The organism is Pseudomonas sp. 910_21 (assembly GCF_052850735.1).
Window position 1 is genome coordinate 1,029,471 of the sequence record NZ_VXCY01000001.1, and the last position, 24,704, is coordinate 1,054,174.

The following is a 24,704-nucleotide window of genomic DNA, read 5'->3' on the forward strand; positions in this document are numbered from 1 at the left end:
CCCGGGGCCGTCAGGGCTTGAGGTTTACCGAACGCCAGTCACTGGCCTCGATCATCCCGAGCATTTTCGGCGCCCCGTTGAGGGTATCGGTGGACACGAACAGCGAGGCGCCGTAACCCAGGGTCGGGGTCGACAGTTGCAGTTGTTTCTCCAGTTCGTCCATGCACTCACTGTGGGTCACCAGCACCAGATTGCGGCCGGCTACCTTATGCGCCAGCACGTCGCGCAGCATGCTGTTCTTGCAGTTGTACAGCCAGCCGTCACCACTGCTGACCTTGCTGAACATATAGCCGGCCGTCTGCGCGGTACGGGTCGAAGGGCTGTTATAGATGTCGGTGCGTTCCAGGCCCAACTGCTCGAAGCGCGCGCCAATGCTCACCGCCACCTCCCGCGCTCGATCGGTAATGCCGTCCGCCGGGCCGAGGCAGGCGGCACTGGAACGATCGCAACGCTCCACATGACGCACCAGGACGATCATGTCGCCCTTGGCCCAGCTGCTGGTCAAGGCCTTGATCCCGGCCACGTTGCCCTGGGCCAGGTCAGGCACCGCCGCCGGCTTGAACAGGTACAGACTCAAGGGGAGCAGCAGCAAACCGCCCAGCAGCAGCGCCAGTGTGTTCTTGTAACGAACCAGGGAACGCCATAAAGGCGGACGCTTGGCCACCGCCAGCACGAGTCTTGTAGCCACAGTCCTGCCGCCCCTTTGAGGATGATCCGAGGTGTTGAGCAGCACGTAGCGAGGCTACAGAACCCGGATGACAATTGAGCGCTGCCGGTCACTCTGGCAGCAACCGGACCGACTCTAGGGTGGGCGGCGTGGGGGAGCGGTGAAATCAATGTGAAAAAAAGCTCAACGGACTGGCGGTTCATCCCGCAAAATAACCGTCCATCGCCTAAAACATTGTCTTGGGACAATGCCGACGAAATCGTTTCAGCTATGGCACATCCCGCCGATACACCCCCTACAAAACACCTTGCTGGTCACCAACAACAACAATCTTCCAGCCAACTCAAGATCAAGAAGAGCTACGTTCCTGGAGGAATTCAATGAGCAGTTGGTTTGCCAACATCAGCGTCAACCTTAAGCTGGGCCTGGGCTTCGGCCTGGTCCTGGCCCTCACCAGCGTCCTGGCACTGACCGGCTGGACCAGCCTGGGCAGCCTGATCGACCGCAGTAACTGGATGAGCGATATCACCCAGCTCAACAGCGGCCTGACCAAGCTGCGGGTCACCCGCCTGCAGTACATGCTGGCCAACGGCGACGAAACCGCCGCCCAGGGCGTGCAGAACACCCTGGACGATTTCAGCGCCCAGCAGAAAAAACTCCTGACCTCGTTCCAGAGCCCGGAAAACATCAAGCTCCTGCAAGGCCTGGGCGCGACCATCAGCGCCTATCAGGACTCGCTGAACAAGATGCGCAACGCCTACCGCACTGGCGACGCTGCGCGCCTGGCGATGAACCAGAACGCCGAACGCGCCAATGACTTGATCAACGGCATCAACACCTGGGTCAAGCAACTGCCCCTGAGCGACGAGCGCTTCGAACAATTCCAGGCCATCACCCAGGCCAAGGAAGCCTTCCAGCTAGCCCGCTATGAAGTGCGCGGCTACGTCACCACCAACAACCCGGACACCGAACAGAAAGCCGTCACCCAGCTCAACGCGGCGATTGCCGAAATGGATCAGCTCAAGAGCCATTTCAGCATCACCCAGCGTGATGCCCTGCAACAGCTGGAAACGGCCCTGAGCGGCTACCGCAGCTCGCTGCAGGCCTTCAAGGTCGCCTTCACCGACGCCGTGCAGGCGCGCAAGGAAATGACCGACCAGGGCGCCGACATCGTCAGCCGCAGCGACGCCCTCTACCAGATCCAGCTGGAGCGCCGCGACATCGAAAGCGCCCAGGCCCGCAGCCTGCAATTGATCAGCACCCTGCTGGCCCTGCTGGTCGGCGTACTGGCTGCCGTCATCATCACCCGGCAGATTACCCGTCCACTGCAGGAAACCCTGGCCGTGGTCGAGCGCATCGCTTCCGGCGACCTCACCGAGAACCTGCGAGTGACCCGCCGCGACGAACTGGGCGTGCTGCAGCAAGGCATCGTGCGCATGGGCGTGACCCTGCGCGAACTGATCGGTGGCATCCGCGACGGCGTGACCCAGATCGCCAGCGCCGCGGAGGAACTGTCCGCCGTGACCGAAGAAACCAGCGCCGGGGTCAACAGCCAGAAAGTCGAGACCGACCAGGTGGCCACCGCCATGCACGAGATGACCGCCACCGTGCAGGAAGTCGCGCGCAACGCCGAAGAAGCCTCCCAGGCCGCGGCCGCCGCCGACGGTGAAGCCCGCGAAGGCGACAAAGTGGTGGCCCAGGCCATCCAGCAGATCGAGCGCCTGGCCAGTGAAGTGGTGCGCTCCACCGACGCCATGACCGTGCTGCAACAGGAAAGCGACAAGATCGGCAGCGTCATGGACGTGATCAAGGCCGTGGCCGAACAGACCAACCTGCTGGCACTGAACGCCGCCATTGAAGCCGCCCGTGCCGGTGAAGCCGGTCGTGGTTTTGCCGTGGTCGCCGACGAAGTACGGGCCCTGGCCCAGCGCACCCAGAAGTCCACCGAAGAGATCGAGGAACTGGTGGCCGGCCTGCAGAACGGCACTCAGCAAGTGGCCACGGTGATGAACAACAGCCGCAGCCTCACCGACAGCAGCGTCGAGCTGACCCGCAAGGCCGGCGCCTCGCTGGAAAGCATCACCCGCACCGTGTCCAACATCCAATCGATGAACCAGCAGATCGCCGCCGCTGCCGAGCAACAGAGCGCCGTGGCCGAAGAGATCAGCCGCAGCATCATCAACGTGCGCGACGTGTCCGAACAGACCGCCGCCGCCAGCGACGAAACCGCCGCCTCCAGTGTTGAACTGGCGCGCCTGGGCGGCCAGTTGCAAATGATGGTCAGCCACTTCCGCGTCTGATCCGCGGCGCGCCCTTCGCCGGCAAGCCGGCTCCTACAGACCCTTGTAGGAGCCGGCTTGCCGGCGAAAGGCACCCATCCCTCGCGCCGAGCATTTACACCCATCAGGGTTTGCCCTTACCTTTCCGGGTCTGCGTCCTGCTGTCCGAAGGATCTGTCACCAGGAAACCCCAATGCCCAGCCTCGGTTTTACCTCGGTCCCACCCTTGCTCAAATATCTGCTCTATGCGGAGCAGTTGGGTATCGCCACGGCACCGGCGCTGGCGGCGGCGGGGCTTGAGGCCGCGCAGTTGAACGACACCAGTCTGCGCCTGCCGGTGGAGGTCCATGAGCGTTTGCTCGACTACTTCTGCCAGCATTCCGGCGATCCGCTGTTCGGGCTCAATTCGGCGCGCTTCGTCAAACCCAACTCCTGGAATGTGCTGGGCTACATCACCATGAACTGCGCCACCCTGGGCGAGGCCATGGGCCGCATCATGCCGTTCGAGAAGCTGGTGGGGGACATGGGCACCAGCCGGGCCGAGGTGGCGGGCGATCAGGTGCGGCTGATCTGGAGCTGTCGTCATCGGCGCCCGGACATTCGCCGGCACCTGGTGGAAAACGTGCTCGCCTCCTGGCTGCTGTATGCGCGCTGGATCGCCGACTCGCAGCTCTCACCCAGTGCAGTGTGGTTCGAGCACTCGCTGCCGGAGTCGGCCGAGGTGGCGCAGTACGAGGCCTTGTTCGGCTGTCCGGTGCTGTTCGGGCAAGCCTGCTCGGCCCTGGTGGCGCCGCTGCAATACCTGCAGTTGCCCCTGCGCCAGGCCGATGCGCGGCTGCTCAAGACCCTGGAGGATCACGCCCAGGCGATGATGGCCGCGCTGGCCGATGCGCCCCTGGCGTTGCAGGTGCAGAACGTATTGCGCCAGTTGCTCAAGGATGGCCTGCCGCGCAAGGAGCAGGTGGCGGAACAACTGCAGATGTCCGAGCGCACGCTGCAGCGCCAGCTGCAACAGGCCGGCACGTCCTACCAACAGATTCTCGATGACTTGCGCCAGGAGCTGGCCGAGCACTATCTGCGCCACAGCGAGCTGTCGATCCAAGGGATCGCCGATTGCCTGGGCTTCACCGAATCGCGTTCATTTCACCGCAGTTTCAAGAGCCGCACCGGGTTGACCCCGGGACAGTTTCGTCAGGCCGCGCTGAGCGCCGGCAAGGCCTGAGCCCGGTCAGACGCTGATGGCGTTGGTGAACACCAGCCGATTGCCGAACGGATCGCTGATGGTCATGTCCTGGCTGCCCCAGGGCATGGCCTGGATCTGCGGATGGGAAAACCGGTATTCCTTGGCCAGCAATTGCTGCTGGAAGGCTTCCAGTTCGTCGGTCTCGATCCGCAACGCCGCGCCCGGGGTGCAATCGCCGTGATGCTCGGACAGGTGCAGCACGCACTCGCCCCGGGACACCTGCATGTACAGCGGGAAGTTGTCCTCGAAGCGGTGCTGCCAATCGAGGTTGAAGCCCAGGAAGTCCAGGTAAAACTCCCGGGCCTTGGCTTCATCGAAGATCCGCAGGATGGGGGTGGTTTTGCCAAAGCTCATTGCACGACTCCCTGACTGAAATAAGCCGACTATACAGGCGGCGATTCCCAGCACTTCGGCGCCGCGCAAGGATTCTTTAATAGCACAGCGCCATCACTGTGATGAAGATCAAAGAATCAGACTGCGGATGCGAAGCCCCGGCGCAAATCCCCCTCCCGCGGTAAGAAACGTCCCGAGCGCTGACCGTTGGCCTGGCCCTCGGCATAGCTGCGCACGCCATTGACCCAAACCCCGTCGATCCCTTCCGCCGCTTGTTGCGGGTGCTTGAAATCGGCCACGTCGCGCACCCGCGCCGGGTCGAACAGCACCAGGTCGGCCCAGTGCCCCTGGCGAATTTCGCCACGCTGGTGCAGGCCGAACCGTGCAGCCGAAAGCCCGGTCATCTTGTGCACCGCGGTGTGCAGCGGGAACAGGCCGAGGTCGCGACTGAAGTGGCCCAGCACCCGGGGAAAGGCACCCCACAACCGCGGATGGGGGAACGGGTCTTCCGGCAGGCCATCGGAGCCGATCATCGACAGTGGATGGGCGAGTATGCGTCGCACATCGTTTTCATCCATGCCGTAGTACACCGCCCCCGCCGGTTGCAGGCGCTCGGCGGCGACCCGCAGGCTGACGCCCCACTCGTCGGCAATTTCGCTCAGATCACGACCGCTCTGTTCGGGGTGCGGCGTGGACCAGGTGATGGTGATGCGATAGGCATCGGTGACCTGTTTCAGGTCCAGGGTCGAGGAACTGGCGGCGTAGGGATAGCAATCGCAGCCCACCGGATGGTCCTGGGCCGCCTGTTCCAGGGCCGCCAGCAGTTGTGGGCTGCGGCCCCAGTTGCCGGCGCCGGCGCATTTGAGGTGGGAGACGATCACCGGCGCCCGGGCCGCGCGGCCGATCAGAAAGGCTTCATCCATGGCCTCCAGCACCGGTTCGAATTCACTGCGCAGGTGAGTGGTGTACACCGCCCCGAACGCCGTCAGCTCCTGGGCCAGTTGCAGCACTTCATCGGTCTCGGCACAGAAGGCGCTGGCATAGGCCAACCCGCTGGACAGGCCGAGGGCGCCGTCCTCCAGGCTTTCGCGCAGTTGCTCGCGCATGGCCGCGATTTCGGCGGCGCTGGCGGTGCGATGCAGGTCCGAGAGGTGGTTGCTGCGCAGCGCCGTGTGGCCCACCAGGGCCGCGACGTTCACCGCCGGGCGCGCCCCATCCACCGCCGCGCGATAGTCGCGAAAGTGTGGATAGACAAACATCGAGCGCTGACCCAGCAGGTTCATCGGGTCCGGCGGATCGCCCTTGAGGCTCACCGGCGCAGCGCTGATCCCGCAGTTGCCGACGATCACTGTGGTCACGCCCTGGCTGAGCTTGGGCAGCATCTGCGGCTGGCGGATCACCACGGTGTCGTCGTGGGTGTGCACATCGATGAAGCCCGGGGCCAGGACCCGGCCGCTCGCATCGATCTCTTCCTCGGCCGTGGCGGCGGACAGCTCGCCGATGCGCTGGATGCGACCGTCGCCGATCGCCAAATCGGCGGGATAGCCCGGGCGGTCGCTGCCGTCGATGATCAGGGCATTGCGAATCAACGTGTCATAGCGCATGTCAGTCTCCCAGGGGCAGGCAGTCGTCGCCGCCCCGGTAATGGTCCAGGGCCAGCTTGATTCGCCGCAGGCGTTCCTGGCTGTCATCGGGCAGGGCCAGGGCCAGCTCGGTGGCCAGCACATCAATGGCCAGCAGCATGCCGTAGCGGGCCGCGGTGGGTTTGTAGATGAATGAGGTTTCGGCGCTATGCAGGGGCAGCACCACGTCCGCCAGTTGGGCCAGGGGTGACTCGGGCAGGGTAATGGCGAGGATGCCGGCACCGTAGTTGCGGGCCAGGGCCACCGGTTCCAGCAACTCGGGGGTGAGGCCGGTCAGGGAACAGGCGATCACTGCGTGTTGCGGCCCCAGGGCGGCGGCGGTGACCCGCATCATCACCGGGTCGTGGCAGGCGGCGATGGGGTAGCCCAGGCGCACCAGGCGCACCTGCAGTTCATCGCTGCACAGGGTCGAGCAGCCGCCCATGCCGAAGGCGTGGATCATCCGTGCCCGCCCCAGCAAGCGCACCGCATCGGCAAACCGTGCCTCCTCGAAACCGGCCAGGTGCTGATGCAGCGCAGACTCGATATCGCCCAGGATCTGCCGGTAGAAACCGGACTGTTCGGGCGCCCCGGCCGGGTCGAGAAAGCGGCTGCCGATACCGCTGGCCTGGGCCAGTTGCAAACGCAGTTGGCGCAGGTCGCGGCAACCGACACTGCGGGCAAAGCGCGACAGGGTGGCGGCGCTGACTTCGGCGCGCTGGGCCAGTTCGTCGAGGCTGGCGGAGGCGGCAAAGCCCACGTCGTCGAGCAGCAAGCGGGCGATCCGCCCTTCCCCGGCGCTGAAGTCATCCAGGCGCGAACGGATCTGATAAAGAATGTCCATCTACAACAGCTCCGCGAGTCCCAGGGTCAAGCCAAAGGCGATCACCGAAATCAGCGTCTCCAGCACGGTCCAGGTCTTGAAGGTTTGAATGACGGTCATATTGAAGTATTCCTTCACCAGCCAGAAGCCACCGTCGTTGACGTGGGACAGAATCACCGAACCGGCCCCGGTGGCAATCACCAACAACTCCGGATGGGGATAACCCAGACCGACGGCCACCGGCGCCACCACCCCGGAAGCGGTGGTCAGGGCCACGGTGGCGGAACCGGTGGCGACCCGCATCAGCACCGCGAACAACCAGCCCATCCACAGCGGCGACAGCTGGAATTCATGGGCCAGGCCGACGATCTGCTCGGTGACCCCGGAGTCGACCAGAATCCGGTTGAGGCCACCACCGGCACCTACCAGCAAGGTGATGCTGGCCGTGGGCGCCAGGCATTCGTTGGTGAACTTGAGGATCGATTCACGGTTGATGCCCTGGGCCAGCCCCAGGGTCCAGAAACTCACCAGGGTGGCCACCAGCAGGGCGATCACCGAGTTGCCGATAAACAGCAGGAACTGATTGAGCCCGGTGCCGGGTTCCGCCAGCAGGTTGGCCCAGCCACCGATCAGCATCAGCACCACCGGTAGCAGGATGGTGGCCATGGTCAGGCGGAAACTCGGCAGGCGCAGGCGCGGCTCACGGGCAATGAACTGACGCTCCAGGGGGTTCTCGGCCGGCAGATGAATGTGCGGCACGATAAACCGGGCATACACCGGACCGGCAATGATCGCCGTGGGCACACCGATCAGCAGCGCGTACAGCAGGGTCTGCCCCACCGACGCCTGATAGGCCTGCACCGCCAGCATCGCCCCCGGATGGGGCGGCACCAGGGCATGGACCACCGACAGCCCGGCGACCATGGGCAGGCCCACCATCAGCAGCGACACCCCCACCCGCCGCGCCACGGTAAAGGCAATGGGGATGAGCAGCACAAAACCCACTTCGAAAAACAGCGGCAGCCCCACCAGGAAGGCAATGCACACCATGGCCCAGTGAGCGTTGCGCTCGCCGAAACGATCGATCAGGGTCCGCGCCACTTGTTCGGCACCGCCGGATTCGGCCATCAATTTGCCGAGCATGGTGCCCAGGGCCACCACCAGGGCAATGTGGCCCAGGGTCTTGCCGACCCCGGCTTCATAGGCACCCACCACGCCGGACGGCGGCATGCCGGCCATCAACGCCAGGCCGACGGACACCAGAGTGATGACGATAAAGGGATTGAGTCGGTAGCGAGCGATCAGCACGATCAGCGCAATGATGGCGACTGCGGCGTAGCCCAGCAGCCAGTAACCCGATGCAGGAGCCATGGGTTCCTCCTTGAAGACAGTGTCACTTTGGAATGGTTGTGAAACTCATTAATCACTTAAGGAGATGAGTCTCAAGCCAAGTGAAACTAATTTTCGTAAAGAGGCAGGCTTTGTCGCGAACAGCTATGCAAAAGCGGCGACGATGAAAATCCGCAGTGGGTATTTTCACCCCCTATCACTGAAAAACGGGCGAGCTCTCTCACTCGCCCGCAGGCCTCAGTCGTGTTGCACCCGGGCCCGTTTCAGCAGTTTCTTGCATCGCTCCGACAGATGCAGCACCCGTAGCTGCTTGCCAGCCTTGGCATAGCGCTCGCGCAAGGTCTTCAAGGCGGCGACGGCCGAGTAGTCGACAAAGCTCAGGTGGCGGCAGTCGACGGTCACCTGCTGCGGGTCACCCGCCGGGTCGAACTGATTGAGAAACGGCGTGGTGGAAGCGAAGAACAAGGTGCCGTGCAAGTGATAGAGCTTGCTGCCGTCGGCCTCCAGGTGAGCATCGGCGTACAGCTCCCGGGCCTGCTGCCAGGCGAAGTTGAGGGCCGCGATCACAATGCCGCAGAACACCGCCATGGCCAGATCGGTGAACACTGTGATCACGGTCACGGCGAGGATCACCAGCACGTCGTTCATCGGCACCTTGTTGATCACCCGCAACGAGGCCCAGGCAAAGGTCTGCTGCGACACCACGAACATCACCCCCACCAGCGCCGCCAAGGGAATGCGCTCGATCAGCGGCGACAGGAACAGCACGAACAGCAGGATCAGCCCCCCGGCCACCACCCCGGACAAGCGCCCGCGGCCACCGGAACTGAGGTTGATCACGGTCTGGCCGATCATCGCGCAGCCGCCCATGCCGCCGAACATTCCCGAAACCACATTGGCCGCGCCCAGGGCCACGCATTCGCGGTCCGGGTAGCCGCGGCTCTCGGTGATTTCGTCGGTGAGATTCAGGGTCAGCAGGGTTTCCAGCAGGCCGACCATGGCCATCAGGAACGCGTAGGGCGCGATGATGCCCAGGGTTTCCAGGTTCCACGGCACCTGGGGCAGCGCCAGGCTCGGCAGGCCACCGGCGATGTGGGCCATGTCACCCAGGGTGCGGGTCGGCAGGCCCAGCAGGTACACCAGCAAGCCCACGCCGAGAATCGCCACCAGGGCCGGCGGCACGGCCCGAGTCAGCCGTGGCAGCAGGTAGACAATGGCCATGGTCAGCGCCACCAGCCCGGCCATCAGGTACAGCGGCTGGCCGCTGAGCCAATGCTCACCACTCTTGAAATGCTCCAGCTGAGCCAGGGCAATGACGATCGCCAGGCCGTTGACGAAACCCAGCATCACCGGGTGCGGCACCATGCGCACCAGCTTGCCCAGGCGCAGCAGGCCAAAGGCGACCATCACCAGCCCGCCCAGCAACACCGTGGCCAGCAGGTACTGCACCCCGTGCTGCACCACCAGGGCGACGATCACCACCGCCATGGAACCGGCAGCGCCGGACACCATGCCCGGCCGACCGCCAAACAGTGCCGTCAGGGTGCAGATGAAGAAGGCGCCATACAGGCCCATCAATGGATTGAGATGGGCCACCAGGGCGAAGGCGATGCATTCGGGCAACAAGGCGAACGAGGTTGTGAGTCCGGCCAGGACATCGGCACGCAGACGTTTTGCTTTCATGATTGACCTGATAGGCGGACCGACGGACGCGGCCCTGGGAGAGCGGAAAGAAGGCGGGGAATGTTACGGAATTGAGCCTCCGGCGACCAGCCGGCCGTCGGAGCCTGCACAACGAATGTAGGAGCTGGCTTGCCAGCGAAGAGGCCGTTGGATCTGGCATCAGATTCACGGGCCCTTTCGCCGGCAAGCCGGCTCCTACCGGGGTTCAGCGGTTATTTGACGACCTTGCCGACACCGCGGCCGCGTGGGTCGGAAGCGGTTTCAAGCTGGGTGCCGTTGACCCGGATCGCCTGGATATCGCCCATCTCCCAACCCTGGTCTTCCAGGGTGTAGCCCATGGTTTTCAGCTCATCGGCGACCTTGCCGGTGAGCGGCGCATAGGCGTCGTAGTAGATCGTGTCCTTGGGCAGCAGTTGGTGATGCACGCGCTGCGCGGCCACGGCTTTTTCCAGGGGCAGGTTGTAGTCATAGAGGTTGTTCAGCACCTGGAAGATCGAGGTGAAGATCCGCGAACCACCGGGGGTGCCCAGCACCAGGGTGACCTTGCCGTCGCGGGTCACCAGGCTCGGGCTCATGGACGACAGCATGCGCTTGCCCGGGGCGATGGCGTTGGCATCGCCACCCACCACGCCGAAGGCGTTGGCTACGCCTGGCTTGGCGCTGAAGTCGTCCATTTCATCATTGAGCAGAAAGCCTGCGCCCTTGACCACCACACCGCTGCCGTAATCCCAGTTCAGGGTGTAGGTGTTGCTCACCGCGTTGCCCTGGGCATCGACAATGGAGAAGTGAGTGGTCTGGTGCCGCTCAAGCCCGGGGCGCACTTTTTCGGTGGCCGAGATGGCATTCGGGTTGACCTCGGCGGCGCGCTTTTTCAGATAGGCCGGGTCGGTCAGTTGCTTGACCGGCACCTCGGAGAACGCCGGATCGCCCAGGTAGTCGGCGCGGTCGGCGAACACGCGTTTTTCGATTTCCGCCAACAGGTGAATGTACTTGGCCGAGTTCAACTCGACGCCCTTGAAGTCTGCAGCGCGCTCTTCCTTGATGCTGATCAACTGCGCCAGAGCCACCCCGCCGGAACTGGGCGGCGGTGCGGTGTACAGGGTGTTGCCGCGGAAGGTGACCTGCAGCGGCTGGCGCCACTGGACCTTGTAGTCCTGCAGGTCCTGCTTGGTGATCAGGCCTTTGTCGGCCTGCATCTGTGCCACCAGCAAGTCGGCGGTCTTGCCGCTGTAGAACTCCTTGGCGCCCTGGTCGGCGATGCGTTCCAGGGTGGCGGCCAGCTCCGGCTGACGGAAGGTTTCACCCGGCTTCATGCTGCCGAAGTAGTCGCCGAAGTTGGTGGTGCCGTTGAACAGCTTCAACGCATCCTCGCGGTACTGGTACTGCTTGTCCGCCACCTTGAAGCCGTTTTTCGCGTAGCCCACGGCCGGAGTGATCAACTCGCTCCACGGCAACTTGCCGAACTTCTGGTGAGCTTCCCACAGGCCCATCACCGTGCCCGGCACCCCGGCGGCGCGGGCGCCCACCAGGCTCAGGTTCTCGATCACCTCGCCCTTTTCATTCAGGTACATGTCCCGGGTCGCGGCCTTGGGCGCGGTTTCCCGGTAGTCGAGGAAGTAGGGTTTGCCGTCGACGTACATCGTCATGAAACCGCCACCGCCGATGTTGCCGGCTTCGGGGTAGGTCACTGCCAGAGCGAAGGCCGTGGCCACCGCGGCGTCCACCGCGTTACCGCCCTTCTTCAGGATTTGCGCCGCGACATCGGCGCCGTACTGGTTGGGCGCGGCCACCGCACCGCCTTCCAGGGTCACGGCAAAAGCCGAACTGCTGGCGGCGATGGCGGCCGTCAGGGCCAGGGACTTGAACAACAGAATGCGCATAAGGTCCTTCCTTTTCTTGTTATCGAACGGCAAGAACATAGGCCCGGAACCTGGGTTTGGGCAATCGCCAATCGCAGTACACCCGTCCCAACCCACAAACATGGATGACCGTAGGAGCTGGCTTGCCAGCGAAGGCGATTTCGAGACTTGCGCAAAATCCGAGGGCCCCTTCGCCGGCAAGCCGGCTCCTACGAGGGACAGGCAGGGAACGGGGAAGCCTTCAGCCTTGGAACTGGGGGTTGGCGTAGTCCGCCAGCTTGCCCTGGATGAAATCCAGGAAGCACTGGATGCGCAGGGCCAGTTGCGAGTTGCGGTAGTACACCGCGTTGATCGGCTGGCGATAACCGCTGTTGAACGAGGCCAGCACCGGTTGCAGGCGCCCGGCGCGGATGTCGTCGATGGTCATGAAATGCGACAGGCAGGCAATGCCCTGCCCCTCCAGCGCCAGGTGGCGCAGGGTCTCGCCGCTGGAAGCACTGATGCTCGGCTGGATCTGCCAGCGGTCACCGTGCACATGGCGCAATGGCCAGTGATTGAGAGTCTCGGTCTGGGTGAAGCCCAGCAAGGTGTGTTCGGCCAGTTCGGCCACGCTTTGCGGCGTGCCGTGGCGGGCCAGGTAGTCCGGGCTGGCGAGGATATGCAGCGGGCTGCAGCCCAGGGAGCGGGCATGCAGGGTCGAGTCCGCCAACACGCCGATGCGAATGGCGATGTCGGTGCTCTGCTCCAGCAGGTCGATGATCAGGTCGTTGCTGTTGAGCTCCAGCTGGATATCCGGGTACAGGCTCCGGAACTCGGCCACGTAGGGAACGATGGCGTGCAGCATGAAGGGCGCCGCGGCGTTGATCCGCAGGCGCCCGGACGGGTTGCGCTGGCGCGAGGACAGGCGCTCTTCGAGCTCGTCCATCTGGTCGAGAATCAGCTTGGCCTGCTCGAAGAAATAGCGCCCTTCTTCGGTCAGGTCCATGCGCCGAGTGGTGCGGTTGATCAGCGTGGTGTCGAGCTTGGCCTCCAGCCGCGACAAGGTGCGGCTGACCGCCGAAGGGGTCTGGGCCAATTGCTCGGCGGCGGCGGAAATCGAACCGCACTCGATGACGCAGACGAACACTTGCAACTCGTCGGATCGGGCTTTCACAGGAGTCCTTTATCAGCGGTGGTAGGCCCCCGCAAAACCAGAGGCCGGCCTCAAGGCTCTCAATAGTAGCCGGATTCAGCCCGGGAGATTGAACACCGCCTTGAGGTGCTCCGCGTAACGCTGCACGTCGCCTTCGATGTTCGGGCGCTTCATCACGTCGACACAGAGAAAGGTCGGTAGACCGCTCATGCCGAGGAACTGGTTGGCCTTGTGGAATGGAAAGTACACCGCGTCCACGCCCTTGGCTTCGAAGAAGTCGCTGGGGTCGTCGAAGGCCTGCTGCGGTGCGTTCCAGGTCAGCGACAGCATGTACTGCTTGCCCTGGATCAGGCCGCCGCTGCCGTACTTCTGCGAGGCGTCGGAACGGGTCCGGCCATCGCTGGCGTAGAGGCTGCCGTGGCCTTCGGTGAAGACTTCGTCGATGTACTTCTTGACGATCCACGGCGCCCCCATCCACCAGCCGGGCATCTGATAGATGATCACGTCAGCCCAGAGAAACTTCGCCACTTCCTCCTGGATGTCATAGCCCTCGTCGATGTGAGTGACCTTGACCTCCAGGCCGCCACGATCCAGTACCGCCAGGGCGGTGTCGTGCAGGGTAGCGTTGTAGCGGCCATCGGAGTGGGCGAATTGCTTGGCGCCATTGAGCAGCAGTACTTTTTTCATGATCCAGCCTCATCGGGAACAACCCGTTGCGCATCGGTAGCGGCGGGCTGTGAAGATTGAAAACGATGGCGGCAGGGTAATCAGGCAAGGGCCGGAGAATAAGCCCGGGTTGTTCAAAATACATTTGACTCAAACGCACGAATCGACAGCGGATTGTTGCCTTAGAATTTTCAACATCCTCCAACGCAGCGAGCGCTTACAGCATGTCCACGCCCCAGGCCTTTATCCTCCACGCCAAGACCCGTCCCGAGCGCGCCGACGCTTTCGAAGCCTTCTTCCTCGGGCACGTGGCGGCCAGTCGCGCCGAAGCAGGCTGCATCGAATACCACATGCTGCGGGACCGGCAGGACCCGAGCCTGTTCATTTTCTACGAGGTCTGGGCCTCCCAGGAGGCGCTGGATATCCACTCCAACCTGCCGCACATGCGGCAGTTCCTTGAGGCCCGCATGGACTACCTGGAGCAGGACTTCGAAATCCGCGCCATTGACATGCTCAGCGCGACCTCAGCTAGCCACTGATCAACAAATGCCCACCCAGCAGCCCCAGGCCGATAAAGAACGCCCGCTTGAACAGCAGCGCGCTGATGCGCTGACGCAACCATTGCCCCAGCCACATGCCCAACAGCGCCGGGGCCAGGGTCAGCAATGAAGCCCCCAGCTCAGCGCTGCCCAGGGCGCCACGCCACAGCAAGCCGGCGGCCAGGGCCAGGGTCGAGACGGTGAACGACAGGCCCAGGGCCTGCACCAACTGCTCCTTGTTCAAGCCCAGAGCCTGCAGATAGGGCACCGCCGGGATCACGAACACCCCGGTGGCGGAGGTGATGACGCCGGTAATCAGCCCGCACAACGGTGCCAGCCAGCACTCATGGACAGGGGCGAGCCGCAAGCTCGGCAGCAACAGACCGCTCAGCGCATACAGCAGCAAGGCGCCCCCCAGCCCCCGCACCACCCCATGCCCGCCATCGAGGCCCAGCCACAGGGAACCGGCTGCAGTGCCGACGAAAATCGCCAGCAGCATCGGCCACAGACGCTTGAACAAGGCCGGCAGGTGCCCGCCAAAGGCCAGTTGCCAGAGGTTGGTCAGGGTCGCCGGAATGATCAGCAAGGCCGCAGCCTGCGTCGGAGCCATAGCCAACCCCAGCAAGCCCATGGCAATGGTGGGCAGCCCGAGACCGATCACCCCCTTGACCATGCCGGCCAGTACGAAGGTGCCGATGACCAGCAGAGAAAGGGCCATGCCTAGATTCTGATAAAACGCGAGAGAGCTGTTCATGGGCCTATCCTGCGCCCTGCTCGCCGAGCTGGAAATCTGCCATATACTGAGCCAGCCTCTTGTCAGGCAATAGGCACATACAAAACCTATTGCCCACACATCCGTAGGAGCTGGCTTGCCAGCGAAGGCGCGCTCAAGCCCGGTGCAAAATCCGAAGGCCTCTTCGCCGGCAAGTCGGCTCCTGCATAAGAAACTGCTGGTTGGGGAATCATTCATGCACTTCGATCTGATCGACCTGCGGCTGTACCTGAACGTTCTCGAGGCCGGCAACATCACCGCCGGGGCCGCTCGCAGCCATCTGTCCCTGGCCGCCGCCAGCGCTCGAATCCGCGCCATGGAAGCCTCCCTGGGCATCGAGTTTCTCGAACGCGGGCGCCGCGGCATCAGCCCGACACCCGCCGGCAAGGCCCTGGCCCAACATGCCCGCACGCTGCTGCTGTACGCCGAACACCTGCAACAGGACCTCGCCGAATACGCCAAGGGAATCAAGGGGCAAGTGCGCTTGCTGTGCAACACCACCGCCCTCAGCGAGTACCTGCCAGAGTTGCTGGCGGACTTCCTGTGCAACCATCCCCAGGTGGATATCGACCTGCAGGAACTGCCCAGCCAGCGCATCACCCACGCCTTGCGCCAGGGCGCGGCAGACCTGGGTATCGTCTCCGACGCGGTGGATATCCAGGGGCTGATGAGCCGACCCTTGCGTGATGATCCGCTGGTCCTGGTGATGCCCCTGGATCACCCACTGAGCCTGCAGCCCACCCCCAGTTTCAGCGACACCCTGGCCCACGACTACGTGGGCCTGGCCAGCCACAGCGCCCTGGCGGTGTATCTGGAGGAACAGGCCCTGCACCTGGGACGACGCATGCAACTGCGCATCCGCGCCGAAGGTTTCGACGCCCTGCTGCGCATGGTGGCCCGTGGTGCCGGGCTGGCGCTGGTGCCCCTGGCGGCCCTGGAGCGCAACCGTCACCTGCCCTTGCAGTCGCGCCCCTTGAGCGAAGCCTGGGCCCGTCGCCGGTTGCTGTTGTGCGCCCGCGACTTCGCGGCACTGCCGCTGTATGCCCAAGGTTTGTGCGCGGCATTGCTGCCGCCTTGACTCTCCCCTTAGGGGCAGACTTTAGCCTTGAGGTTTATTCCTCAAGGACCACGGCAATGAGCAAACGCATCCTGGTGATTCTCGGCCACCCTTCGCGCCACAGCCTGTGCGCGGCATTGAGCGAGCGCTACGTGAAGGCAGCGCAAGAGGCCGGTCATGAAGTGCGCCAGCTCAGGCTCGGCGACCTGCACTTCGATCCGGTGCTGCGCGAAGGCTACCGGCAGATCCAGCCCCTGGAGACCGATCTGCAACAGGCTCAGGCCGACATCCTCTGGGCCGAACACCTGACCTGGGTGTTCCCCATCTGGTGGGGCGGGATTCCGGCCCTGATGAAGGGTTTTCTCGACCGCGTACTGCTGCCGGGCTTCGCCTTCAAGTACCGCCCCGGCAAGGCCTTTCCCGAGCAACTGCTCAAGGGCCGCACCGCCCACCTGCTGGTGACCATGGACACCCCGCCCTGGTATTTCCGCTGGTTCTATCGCATGCCCGGCTTGCAGCAGATGCGCCGCACCACCCTGGCCTTCTGTGGCATCAAGCCGCTGCGCACCTTGACCTTTGGCCCGGTGCTGGACGCCAGTGAAGAGCGCAAGGCCGATTGGCTGATGCAGGCGCAGTACCTTGCCAGGCTGTGAATCCGCCGGATAATGCGCAACGCCGTCCACCGCCCGCAACCGGTACTGAACAAGGAGTTTTCATGTACATCGGCCAAGCCGCGCAACTGTCCGGGACCACAGTCAAGAGCATCCGCCATTACGAAGCCATCGGCCTGCTGCCGGCCGCGCCGCGCCAGGGCCGCTATCGGTTGTATGACGCCCAGAGCGTCGAACAGCTGATGTTCATCAAGTGCGCCCAGCAGCTGGGTTTCAAGCTCAAGGAATTGCAGCAGGTGTTCGCCACGCACGCGGGCCAGGCGTTCCCCTGGGATCGGGCCCAGGCCGCCCTGGCGCAAAAGAGGCGCGAGCTGCAACAACAGATCGATGACTTGCAGCAGTTGCAGAGCCGGCTCGAAGTCTTCGAGACCAGCCTGCAACAGGCTCGCGAGGAGTGCCCCCTGGGCAGCCTCTAGCGGGTCGTTGAGAAAGGAGCAGAAAAGTGCATTCCGATAGAAAACTCAATTAATTAGTGACGCCAATCAGGCTCAGCGGCTCGCACGAACAAGTACGCTGGCACCGTCCAGACCTCCGGACTCGCTCCACCAGCTCCGCCCTCAGACTTTCGGATGCAACTTGGGGCACCAAACCAAGCTGCGATGTGTTCCTCGGGGACATTTGGGTCCCCCTCAATGCCGACCACGACCGCAAGAAGGCCGTCTAGCTCGACTAAGTCACCACGTTGCCAATTTGTCATGCGCAGCACCTTTGAAGGCTTTCGATTTTCAAGTCAGCTCGTTCGTCGCAAGCGCGACACTCACCACAACTCAAGTAGGGGATGGCTGCCACCAACCAGCGATTGCGCCCAGGCGGATCACATTGTAAGCCGCTAAGGCCCAGGTGACCCAGCGTCGCAAGGTGGCGAGACCTAACCACCCTCCTTAGTCGCTCACTACGCACGCTATACACAACCTGCACCCGCGATGCCCGGAGAATCCGCTCAGACGGAATCGACGGCCACCCAGCGTCCGCATAGCGGGTGTCCAGCAGATCGCTCAGCTCGCGGAGAATCGTATCGACCAAGATGCGAAGCCTACGAATGGGGTGATCGGCCGGTACACCGGCCTCCACCGATACGTACGAGCTATACGTACGAGAGCAGGCCAAGCTGCTGGACATCCGGGAGGCGTGGCCTCAGACCTCGGACAGTCCGGCGACCGTCCTGGGCTTACGGAAGCACAGGTAGTAGACCAGGGTCAGCAACAGCAGGAAGGGCACGCCGAACACCAGGGTCATCTTGAACGCCTCGGTGAAGAAGGTGGTGATCATCACCGCTCCCATCAGTACCAGCCCCAGCAGGGTGCTGTAGGGAAACAGACGCATGCGAAACGACAGTTGCTGTTCACCCTGACGCTGGTGATAACGGCGGAAGCAGTAGTGGGTGAGGAAGATCATGAACCAGGTGAAGATCGCGCCGAACATCGAGATCGCCATCATCAGAACGAATGAGCTCTCCGGGTACAGCACGTTGATCAGGGTCGCCAGGGCGATACCGGAGCTGGACAGCAGCAAGGCATTCAGCGGAATCCCGGTCTTGCTCAGGGCGCCCATGGACTTTGGCGCAAAGCCGGCGCGGGACAGGCTGAACATCATCCGCGTGGTGATGTAGAGCTGGCTGTTCATCGCCGACAGGGCCGCGATCAGGATCACGAAGTTCATCACCCCGGTGGCTCCGGGAATACCGATAGTCTGCATCACCGTAACGAACGGGCTCTGGGCCTTGCCCGCCTGGACCCAGGGCACGATGGCCAGCATCAGAGCCAGGGTCAGCAGGTAAAACACCACCAGCCGCACGATGGTGGCGCGAAACGCCTGCTTCACCGCACGTTGCGGGTCCTTGGCCTCCCCTGCCGCCACCGCGATCATTTCCACGCTCAGGTAACTGAAGATCGACACGATCACCGCGATCCACATGCCTTCGAAACCATTGGGAAAGAAGCCGCCGTGGGCAGTGTAGTTGTGCACGCCGTAGTCAGGATTGCCGGAGCCGAACACCACGTACACCGCCAGGAGGATGAAACCGACGATGGCGGCGATCTTGATGGTAGAGAACCAGTATTCGAAGTTGCCGAAGGTCTTCACGCTGATGGCGTTGAGCAGCACCAGTACGCTGGAGAAGGAAACGATCCACACCCATTCCGGGACGTTGGCGAACCAGTACTTCATGTACATGGCAATGGCCGTGACCTCGGCGCCCACCGCCAGCACGATGGCCGCCCAATAGGCATAGCGCACCAGGAACCCGGCCAGGGGACTGATGTAGAACTCGGCATAGGCGCCGAAGGAACCGGAGGTGGAATGGGCCACGGTCATTTCCGCCAGGCAGCCCATCAGCAGCAGGGTGATCAGCGCGCCGATGGCGTAGCTCAACAGCACGCTGGGGCCGGCATAGCCGATGGCGTAGGCACTGCCCATGAACAGGCCGGTGCCGATGGCCCCGCCAATGGCGATCATGCTCATCTGGCCGGCGGTCAGCTGACGCCTGAGGCCGTGCTCGCGATTGGAAATCGCTTCGAAACCCTTGTTGGAGGTGGTCACTTTGAGTGCCTCTTTATTGTTGTGTGCACGTATGAACGATGTGACGGCCCATCCTTGTGCCGCTTGTCCTGATCACCGCAGGCTGCGGCGACCAGGAAGCAGGAGCCCGGTCAGGTCACGCTGTGACGCACCTGGAATTGCGCCTGGGCCCAGGTTTTTTCATCGAGGATTTCACCGAGGATCTGCACCGCTTCCCAGACCTCACTGAAGCGGGTGTAGAGCGGGGTGAAGCCGAAACGCATGATCCGCGGCTCGCGATAATCGCCAATCACACCACGGGCAATCAGGGCCTGGATCACTGCGTAGCCTTCGGGGTGTTCGAAGCTCACGTGGCTGCCGCGCTTGGCGTGATCCCGCGGAGTCACCAGCTTCAGGTCATGGCCGGCGCAACGCTGTTCCACCAGTTCGATGAACAGGTCGGTCAGGGCCAGGGACTTGCGCCGCAGGCTCTGGATATCGGTCTGTTCGAAGATTTCCAGGCCGCACTCGACCATGGCCAGGGAGGTGATTGGCTGGGTGCCGCACAGGTAGCGGGCAATGCCGTTGCTGGGCTCGTAATGGGTGGCCATGTCGAACTGCCGGGCATGGCCGAACCAGCCGGACAGTGGCTGGGTCACCAGATTGCACAGGGCAGGAGCGACCCAGGCGAAGGCTTGCGAACCCGGACCGCCATTGAGGTATTTGTAGGTGCAGCCGATGGCGTAGTCGGCGCCGCTGCGGTTCAACTCCACCGGCACCGCGCCCGCCGAGTGGGCCAGGTCCCAGAGGCTCAGGGCGCCGGCTTCGTGGATCAGCCCGGTGACGGCCTGCATGTCGTGCATGTAGCCGGTCTTGTAGTTGACGTGGGTGAGCATCACCACCGCCGTGTCCTGGTCGATCGCCGCCGGCAGTTGTTCCGGGCTGTCTACCAGGCGCAGGGAGTAGCCCTGCTGGAGCATCCGGGTCAGGCCTTCGGCGATGTACAGATCGGTGGGAAAGTTGCTGCTTTCGGAAACGATCACCCGCCGCTCGGGGGCGCGCTCGGCCTGCACCTGCAGGGCGGCGCTGAGGACCTTGAACAGGTTGATGGAGGTGGTGTCGGTGATCACCACTTCGCCGCTACCGGCGCCGATCAATGGGGCCAGGCGGTCCCCCAGGCGCTGGGGCAGGTCGCGCCAGCCGGCGCTGTTCCAGCTGCGGATCAGGCCGTCGCCCCACTCCTGCTCTATCACTTGCCGGGCCCGTTCCAGGGAGGCCACAGGGCGAGCACCCAGGGAGTTGCCGTCGAGGTAGATCACGCCTTCGGGCAAGGCGAACTGTTGGCGCAACGGCGCCAGTGGGTCCTGTTCATCGAGACGCAGGCAGTGGTTTTTATCGATCATTGGAAGTCCTGTCTTGGTCAATGTCATGCCCGCCTTGCGTGGGCCGGGCACGGGGTCTGGGCAACCCGCAAACTCAGGAAATAATGGACGAAGCCGCGGAGAATTTTCGTGCAAAGTGCAGCGCGTTACCGTACTACTCTCGAATAAAATTCTAATCCTCCAATAAAAAACGCGGATTTATGCCAGCCATGACCCTCGACTCCACCGACCTGCGCATCCTGCACTTCCTGCAACAGGATGGGCGTATCAGCAATCAGGAACTGGCGGAGAAAGTCGCCCTTTCACCCTCCGCCTGCCTGCGCCGCCTGCGCATGCTCGAAGGCGACGGCATCATCAGCGGCTACCGCGCTCAGCTCAACGCCGAGCGCCTGGGGATCGAGCTGGAAGCCATCGTCCATGTGTCCCTGCGCCAGGACGTGGAAGGCTGGCACGAGACGTTTATCAGCAAGGTCCAGCAATGGCCGGAAGTGGTCGCCGCCTACGTGATCACTGGCGCCAGCAACTACGTGCTGCGCATCCGGGCGCGCAACCTCAAGCACTTCTCGGATTTCATCGTCAATCACCTGAACCGCGCGTCCGGGGTCACCGACATCCGCTCGGAAATCGTCTTGCAGAAGATCAAGGAACAGGACGGCCTGCTGGATCTGGTGCTGCGCAAGTAGCCCGTCCTAGGGTCTGTACGAAAACTCGCCGAGCAAAGATCAGGCAAGGCAAAAACAGGCGAGGAACGGCCGGGGTCGCGTTCGACTTTAGGGGCCTAAATGAGCATTTCGATCGGACTCGCGCACGAGCCTGTTTCTACGTAGCGCCGAAGGCGCGCAGTGCGCAGTCTGATCGAAGTGCAGGTAGTTTTCGTACAGAGCCTAGAACCCCACCGGGCGCCGCGCCTGGTGGCGCTGGGCCGTGGCGCTCGGCGCCTCGTCGAACAGCTTGCGGTACTCCGCGGAAAACCGCCCCAGGTGGGTAAAACCCCAGGCCAGGGCAATCTCGGAAATATTGCGCGCCGCGCCGCGTTCGAGAATGTCCTGGCGCACGCCATTGAGCCGATGGCGCTTGAGATAGGCCATGGGCGACAGGGCGAAGTACTTGCGAAAGGCCTCGAACAATTTGAAGCGCGAAACGCCGGCGGCGGCTTCCAGGTCCTCCAGATGCACCGCCTCCCGGGCATGCTCGTGCAGGTACTGGCGGGCACGCACCAGGTAATGCGGCAGCTTGACCCCGAGCATCGCCCGCAACTCCGTGGAGTAGTTGTTGGGCTGGGCCAGGATCAGGCCCTTGATCAGGGAGCTTTCGATTTCCCGGGTGAAGGCCAGTTGCTCGTAGAGCTCGTTGCCCTGGGCCAGTTCGCCAATGAAGTGATGGGCCATGCGCCACCAGGCCGCGGCGGCGCCATGCAGTGCATCCATGGCCGGTTCGAAGCGCAGCGGCTGCTGCACCGGACGTTGCAGCAAGGTTTCCAGGGCCTCGCTCATGGCCGGCCGGGAGATCACCACCTGCAACTTGCGGCAGTCTCCGGAGATGGCCAGTACCTGGCTTTCGTTGGGGGCAATGATCACTCCCTGGCCACGATCCGAGCGCAGCAGGCGGCCGTCCTTGCTCAGCTCCTGCTCGCCGCACAGGGGCAGGCTCAGGCTGTAGCTGCTGAAGCGCTCGGTGTCCTCGATATCCACCACCACATCGGTGCCGTACTCGATGATGCCCAGGGTCGTGGAGCGCGACCTGAGCACATTGGCACTGTGGTGAAAACGGATGCGTTCGGGGTTCGCGGTTTCCAGACGGTGGGGGCCGCAGATGCCCGCCATCCAGTTCCTGGCCCCTTCGAGGTCATAACGATCGATCCGAATCTCGCGAAACAGCCCATCAGCCTTGCTATTCATCACGGCGCACCCACGGCAATTTTATTCAGCGCGCTCTGACGGCGCGTCTTGTGTGACAGGGCAAGTTTTGCGCCAGCCGACGATGCTGCCAACCCAGTGGATAGCAATCGCCAACTAAGTGGATAACCCCGCCCCCTCGTCCTCTTTGGCAGGACTCACAGTAGCCGATCAGCGCCCCGCGATGCAGCCGTCGATCGCTTATCCGCACGATTGTGGGTAGAGGCTACCCAGGCAATTTTGTGGATGGCCTTGGCCGACTAAGCGGATAGCCACCGGCGCCCTGCACTCTCTCTAATGACGGCACCCGATTGGTCTGAATAAAAAAGGTACCGACTCATGAGTGGTGCAAGAAACGTCGAGCAGTGGCAAGACTTCATCCACAGCTGCCTGGATTTTCGCCCCGCGGACGGGGTGTTCCGGATCGCCCGGGAGATGTTCACCGAACCCGAGCTGTTCGATCTGGAGATGGAGCTGATCTTCGAAAAGAACTGGATCTACGCCTGTCACGAAAGCGAACTGCCCAACAATCACGACTTCATCACGATGCGTGCCGGGCGCCAGCCGATGATCATCACCCGTGACGGCGAAGGCCGGCTCAATGCCCTGATCAACGCCTGCCAGCACCGCGGCACTACCCTGACCCGGGTAGGCAAGGGCAACCAGTCGACCTTCACCTGCCCGTTCCACGCCTGGTGCTACAAGAGCGACGGGCGCCTGGTGAAGGTCAAGGCGCCGGGGGAATACGACGAGGGTTTCGACAAGGCCACCCGTGGCCTGAAGAAGGCCCGCATCGACAGCTACAAGGGCTTTGTCTTCATCAGCCTGGACGTGGCTGCCGACAATTCCCTGGAAGACTTCCTCGGCGATGCACGGATCTTCTTCGACATGATGGTCGCCCAGTCCCCCGACGGTGAACTGGAGGTGCTGCCGGGCAAGTCGGCCTACACCTACGACGGCAACTGGAAGCTGCAGAACGAGAACGGTCTGGACGGTTATCACGTCAGCACCGTGCACTACAACTACGTGGCCACGGTGCAGCACCGCCAGCAGGTCAACAGCGACAACGGCACCGGCAGCAGCGCCACCCTGGACTACAGCAAGCTGGGCGCCGGCGACGCCAGCACCGACGACGGCTGGTTCGCCTTCAACAACGGCCACAGCGTGCTGTTCAGCGAGATGCCCAACCCGGCCGTGCGTTCCGGTTACGCCAGCATCATGCCGCGCCTGGTGGAAGAACACGGCCAGGCCAAGGCCGAGTGGATGATGCACCGCCTGCGCAACCTGAACATCTACCCGAGCCTGTTCTTTCTTGACCAGATCAGCTCGCAGTTGCGGATCATCCGCCCCATTGCCTGGAACAAGACCGAGATCATCAGCCAGTGCATCGGGGTCAAGGGCGAGAGCGACGCCGACCGGGAAAACCGCATCCGCCAGTTCGAGGATTTCTTCAACGTTTCGGGCATGGGCACGCCGGACGACCTGGTGGAATTTCGCGAAGCCCAGCGCGGTTTCCAGGGGCGCCTGGAGCGCTGGAGCGATGTCTCGCGCGGCCATCACCGCTGGGTCAGCGGGCCCACCGCCAACAGCGAGAACCTGGGCATCCAGCCGGCCATGACCGGCACCGAAATCACCCATGAGGGGCTGTACGTCAACCAGCACCGGAACTGGCAGAAGTTCCTCCTCGACGGCCTGCAGCGCCAGCCCCTGAAACTGCGTGAGGTGTAAGCATGAATGCGCAATTGCAGTACCAGATCGAGCAATTCTTCTATCGCAAGTCCGAACTCTGCGACGCCCAGGACTGGGACGCCTACCTGCAGCTGTTCGCCGTGGACAGCGAGTTCCACCTGCCGCAATGGGACTCGGAACACGTCTACACCCAGGACCCGAAGCGCGAGATGTCACTGATCTACTACGCCAACCGGTCGGGGCTGGAGGACCGGGTATTCCGCCTGCGCACCGGCAAGGCGGCCTCGACCATTCCCATGCCGCGCACCCTGCACATGGTCAGCAACCTGCGGATCGTCGAGGGCGACAACGGCCATCTGCAGGTGCGCCTGAACTGGCACACGCTGTTCTATCGCCTAGCCACCTCCGAGGACTTCTATGGCCACGCCACCTACGACCTCAAGCCCCACGGCGACAGCTGGCTGATCCAGCGCAAGCACGTGCTGCTGCTCAACGACACGATCAACTCGGTGCTCGATTTCTACCACCTCTGACTCGACGGACATT

21 protein-coding genes and 2 pseudogenes are annotated in these 24,704 nt (G+C 63.2%); 10 read left to right on the forward strand and 13 right to left on the reverse strand.

Going from position 1 to position 24,704, the window contains the following annotated elements; genetic code table 11:
* Positions 1 to 10: 10 nt before the first annotated feature.
* Positions 11 to 688 carry a lipopolysaccharide core heptose(II)-phosphate phosphatase PmrG gene (gene pmrG / locus FW796_RS04770; protein ID WP_446439079.1) on the reverse strand — a complete coding sequence of 226 codons (678 nt, stop codon included), beginning with the start codon at positions 686 to 688 and terminating at the stop codon, positions 11 to 13.
* A gap of 494 nt (positions 689 to 1,182) precedes the next feature.
* Here pmrG and FW796_RS04775 point away from each other — a divergent pair.
* The 3 genes and pseudogenes from FW796_RS04775 to gliR all read left to right on the forward strand — a co-directional run.
* Positions 1,183 to 2,061: pseudogene (locus tag FW796_RS04775) on the forward strand (methyl-accepting chemotaxis protein); the annotation flags it as partial.
* A gap of 201 nt (positions 2,062 to 2,262) precedes the next feature.
* A complete protein-coding gene (locus FW796_RS04780; RefSeq protein ID WP_446439100.1) occupies positions 2,263 to 2,967 on the forward strand; it encodes a methyl-accepting chemotaxis protein in 705 nt (234 codons plus the stop codon).
* A 172-nt stretch (positions 2,968 to 3,139) separates the two neighbouring features.
* Entirely contained in the window at positions 3,140 to 4,168 is a 1,029-nt protein-coding gene (gene gliR / locus FW796_RS04785) for an AraC family transcriptional regulator GliR (RefSeq protein WP_404938197.1), read from the forward strand.
* Between the two features lie 6 nt (positions 4,169 to 4,174).
* Here the strand turns inward: gliR and FW796_RS04790 are convergent, their stop codons facing one another.
* From FW796_RS04790 to FW796_RS04825, 8 genes are all read right to left on the reverse strand, one after another.
* On the reverse strand, positions 4,175 to 4,543 hold the full coding sequence (locus FW796_RS04790; protein WP_123727367.1) for a glyoxalase superfamily protein: 369 nt from the start codon (positions 4,541 to 4,543) through the stop codon (positions 4,175 to 4,177).
* A 116-nt stretch (positions 4,544 to 4,659) separates the two neighbouring features.
* Positions 4,660 to 6,126: an N-acyl-D-amino-acid deacylase family protein gene (locus FW796_RS04795; RefSeq protein ID WP_404938196.1), complete on the reverse strand. Its 1,467-nt coding sequence runs from the start codon at positions 6,124 to 6,126 to the stop codon at positions 4,660 to 4,662.
* 1 nt (position 6,127) lies between these two features.
* Positions 6,128 to 6,988 carry a MurR/RpiR family transcriptional regulator gene (locus FW796_RS04800; RefSeq protein ID WP_346633705.1) on the reverse strand — a complete coding sequence of 287 codons (861 nt, stop codon included), beginning with the start codon at positions 6,986 to 6,988 and terminating at the stop codon, positions 6,128 to 6,130.
* Positions 6,989 to 8,338: a GntT/GntP/DsdX family permease gene (locus FW796_RS04805; protein ID WP_346633706.1), complete on the reverse strand. Its 1,350-nt coding sequence runs from the start codon at positions 8,336 to 8,338 to the stop codon at positions 6,989 to 6,991. It lies immediately after the preceding gene.
* Between the two features lie 216 nt (positions 8,339 to 8,554).
* Positions 8,555 to 10,000 carry a SulP family inorganic anion transporter gene (locus FW796_RS04810; RefSeq protein ID WP_346633707.1) on the reverse strand — a complete coding sequence of 482 codons (1,446 nt, stop codon included), beginning with the start codon at positions 9,998 to 10,000 and terminating at the stop codon, positions 8,555 to 8,557.
* 212 nt (positions 10,001 to 10,212) lie between these two features.
* Complete coding sequence (gene ggt / locus FW796_RS04815) at positions 10,213 to 11,880, reverse strand: gamma-glutamyltransferase (protein WP_404938195.1); 1,668 nt, start codon at positions 11,878 to 11,880, stop codon at positions 10,213 to 10,215.
* Between the two features lie 220 nt (positions 11,881 to 12,100).
* Positions 12,101 to 13,012, reverse strand: coding sequence for a LysR substrate-binding domain-containing protein (locus tag FW796_RS04820; RefSeq protein ID WP_446439080.1), 912 nt, complete (start codon positions 13,010 to 13,012; stop codon positions 12,101 to 12,103).
* Between the two features lie 75 nt (positions 13,013 to 13,087).
* A complete protein-coding gene (locus FW796_RS04825; protein WP_346633710.1) occupies positions 13,088 to 13,678 on the reverse strand; it encodes an NAD(P)H-dependent oxidoreductase in 591 nt (196 codons plus the stop codon).
* 203 nt (positions 13,679 to 13,881) lie between these two features.
* Between FW796_RS04825 and FW796_RS04830 the strand changes: the two genes are divergently transcribed.
* Positions 13,882 to 14,196: a putative quinol monooxygenase gene (locus tag FW796_RS04830; RefSeq protein WP_446439081.1), complete on the forward strand. Its 315-nt coding sequence runs from the start codon at positions 13,882 to 13,884 to the stop codon at positions 14,194 to 14,196.
* On the opposite strand, the gene FW796_RS04835 is transcribed toward FW796_RS04830, so the two are convergent.
* Entirely contained in the window at positions 14,186 to 14,950 is a 765-nt protein-coding gene (locus tag FW796_RS04835) for a sulfite exporter TauE/SafE family protein (RefSeq protein ID WP_446439082.1), read from the reverse strand. The two genes, FW796_RS04830 and FW796_RS04835, sit on opposite strands and share 11 nt — an antisense overlap.
* A 214-nt stretch (positions 14,951 to 15,164) precedes the next feature.
* Here FW796_RS04835 and FW796_RS04840 point away from each other — a divergent pair, with 214 nt between their 5' ends.
* From FW796_RS04840 to FW796_RS04850, 3 genes are all read left to right on the forward strand, one after another.
* Complete coding sequence (locus tag FW796_RS04840) at positions 15,165 to 16,046, forward strand: LysR substrate-binding domain-containing protein (protein WP_404938193.1); 882 nt, start codon at positions 15,165 to 15,167, stop codon at positions 16,044 to 16,046.
* Positions 16,047 to 16,102: 56 nt separating this feature from the next.
* The gene (locus FW796_RS04845; RefSeq protein ID WP_346633714.1) at positions 16,103 to 16,678 is read left to right on the forward strand and encodes an NAD(P)H-dependent oxidoreductase; all 576 of its coding nucleotides are present in this window, start codon (positions 16,103 to 16,105) and stop codon (positions 16,676 to 16,678) included.
* A gap of 62 nt (positions 16,679 to 16,740) precedes the next feature.
* Complete coding sequence (locus FW796_RS04850) at positions 16,741 to 17,112, forward strand: MerR family transcriptional regulator (protein WP_346633715.1); 372 nt, start codon at positions 16,741 to 16,743, stop codon at positions 17,110 to 17,112.
* Positions 17,113 to 17,820: 708 nt separating this feature from the next.
* Here FW796_RS04850 and FW796_RS04855 read toward each other — a convergent pair.
* Both FW796_RS04855 and kynU read right to left on the reverse strand, forming a co-directional pair.
* Positions 17,821 to 19,234, reverse strand: a pseudogene (locus tag FW796_RS04855) (amino acid permease); the annotation flags it as partial.
* Between the two features lie 110 nt (positions 19,235 to 19,344).
* Positions 19,345 to 20,595 carry a kynureninase gene (kynU, locus tag FW796_RS04860; RefSeq protein WP_346633716.1) on the reverse strand — a complete coding sequence of 417 codons (1,251 nt, stop codon included), beginning with the start codon at positions 20,593 to 20,595 and terminating at the stop codon, positions 19,345 to 19,347.
* 188 nt (positions 20,596 to 20,783) lie between these two features.
* On the opposite strand from kynU, the gene FW796_RS04865 reads away from it, so the two are divergent.
* The gene (locus tag FW796_RS04865) at positions 20,784 to 21,257 is read left to right on the forward strand and encodes an Lrp/AsnC family transcriptional regulator (RefSeq protein WP_102878281.1); all 474 of its coding nucleotides are present in this window, start codon (positions 20,784 to 20,786) and stop codon (positions 21,255 to 21,257) included.
* Positions 21,258 to 21,458: 201 nt separating this feature from the next.
* Here FW796_RS04865 and FW796_RS04870 read toward each other — a convergent pair whose 3' ends face one another.
* A complete protein-coding gene (locus FW796_RS04870) occupies positions 21,459 to 22,472 on the reverse strand; it encodes an AraC family transcriptional regulator (RefSeq protein ID WP_446439083.1) in 1,014 nt (337 codons plus the stop codon).
* Positions 22,473 to 22,808: 336 nt separating this feature from the next.
* Here FW796_RS04870 and antA point away from each other — a divergent pair, with 336 nt between their 5' ends.
* Entirely contained in the window at positions 22,809 to 24,197 is a 1,389-nt protein-coding gene (gene antA, locus FW796_RS04875; RefSeq protein WP_404938190.1) for an anthranilate 1,2-dioxygenase large subunit, read from the forward strand.
* Positions 24,198 to 24,199: 2 nt separating this feature from the next.
* Positions 24,200 to 24,691: an anthranilate 1,2-dioxygenase small subunit gene (antB, locus tag FW796_RS04880; RefSeq protein ID WP_446439084.1), complete on the forward strand. Its 492-nt coding sequence runs from the start codon at positions 24,200 to 24,202 to the stop codon at positions 24,689 to 24,691.
* The last annotated feature ends 13 nt before the right edge of the window (positions 24,692 to 24,704 follow it).

Coding starts and splice junctions, on each gene's coding strand:
- gliR (WP_404938197.1), top strand. CDS start 3,140: ATGCCCAGCCTCGGTTTTACCTCGGTCCCACCCTTGCTCAAATATCTG.
- FW796_RS04790 (WP_123727367.1), bottom strand. CDS start 4,543: ATGAGCTTTGGCAAAACCACCCCCATCCTGCGGATCTTCGATGAAGCC.
- FW796_RS04835 (WP_446439082.1), bottom strand. CDS start 14,950: ATGAACAGCTCTCTCGCGTTTTATCAGAATCTAGGCATGGCCCTTTCT.
- kynU (WP_346633716.1), bottom strand. CDS start 20,595: ATGATCGATAAAAACCACTGCCTGCGTCTCGATGAACAGGACCCACTG.
- FW796_RS04800 (WP_346633705.1), bottom strand. CDS start 6,988: ATGGACATTCTTTATCAGATCCGTTCGCGCCTGGATGACTTCAGCGCC.
- FW796_RS04850 (WP_346633715.1), top strand. CDS start 16,741: ATGTACATCGGCCAAGCCGCGCAACTGTCCGGGACCACAGTCAAGAGC.
- FW796_RS04805 (WP_346633706.1), bottom strand. CDS start 8,338: ATGGCTCCTGCATCGGGTTACTGGCTGCTGGGCTACGCCGCAGTCGCC.
- FW796_RS04830 (WP_446439081.1), top strand. CDS start 13,882: ATGTCCACGCCCCAGGCCTTTATCCTCCACGCCAAGACCCGTCCCGAG.
- FW796_RS04840 (WP_404938193.1), top strand. CDS start 15,165: ATGCACTTCGATCTGATCGACCTGCGGCTGTACCTGAACGTTCTCGAG.
- FW796_RS04780 (WP_446439100.1), top strand. CDS start 2,263: ATGACCGCCACCGTGCAGGAAGTCGCGCGCAACGCCGAAGAAGCCTCC.
- FW796_RS04870 (WP_446439083.1), bottom strand. CDS start 22,472: ATGAATAGCAAGGCTGATGGGCTGTTTCGCGAGATTCGGATCGATCGT.
- ggt (WP_404938195.1), bottom strand. CDS start 11,880: ATGCGCATTCTGTTGTTCAAGTCCCTGGCCCTGACGGCCGCCATCGCC.
- FW796_RS04865 (WP_102878281.1), top strand. CDS start 20,784: ATGACCCTCGACTCCACCGACCTGCGCATCCTGCACTTCCTGCAACAG.
- FW796_RS04795 (WP_404938196.1), bottom strand. CDS start 6,126: ATGCGCTATGACACGTTGATTCGCAATGCCCTGATCATCGACGGCAGC.
- FW796_RS04825 (WP_346633710.1), bottom strand. CDS start 13,678: ATGAAAAAAGTACTGCTGCTCAATGGCGCCAAGCAATTCGCCCACTCC.
- antB (WP_446439084.1), top strand. CDS start 24,200: ATGAATGCGCAATTGCAGTACCAGATCGAGCAATTCTTCTATCGCAAG.
- antA (WP_404938190.1), top strand. CDS start 22,809: ATGAGTGGTGCAAGAAACGTCGAGCAGTGGCAAGACTTCATCCACAGC.
- FW796_RS04810 (WP_346633707.1), bottom strand. CDS start 10,000: ATGAAAGCAAAACGTCTGCGTGCCGATGTCCTGGCCGGACTCACAACC.
- FW796_RS04845 (WP_346633714.1), top strand. CDS start 16,103: ATGAGCAAACGCATCCTGGTGATTCTCGGCCACCCTTCGCGCCACAGC.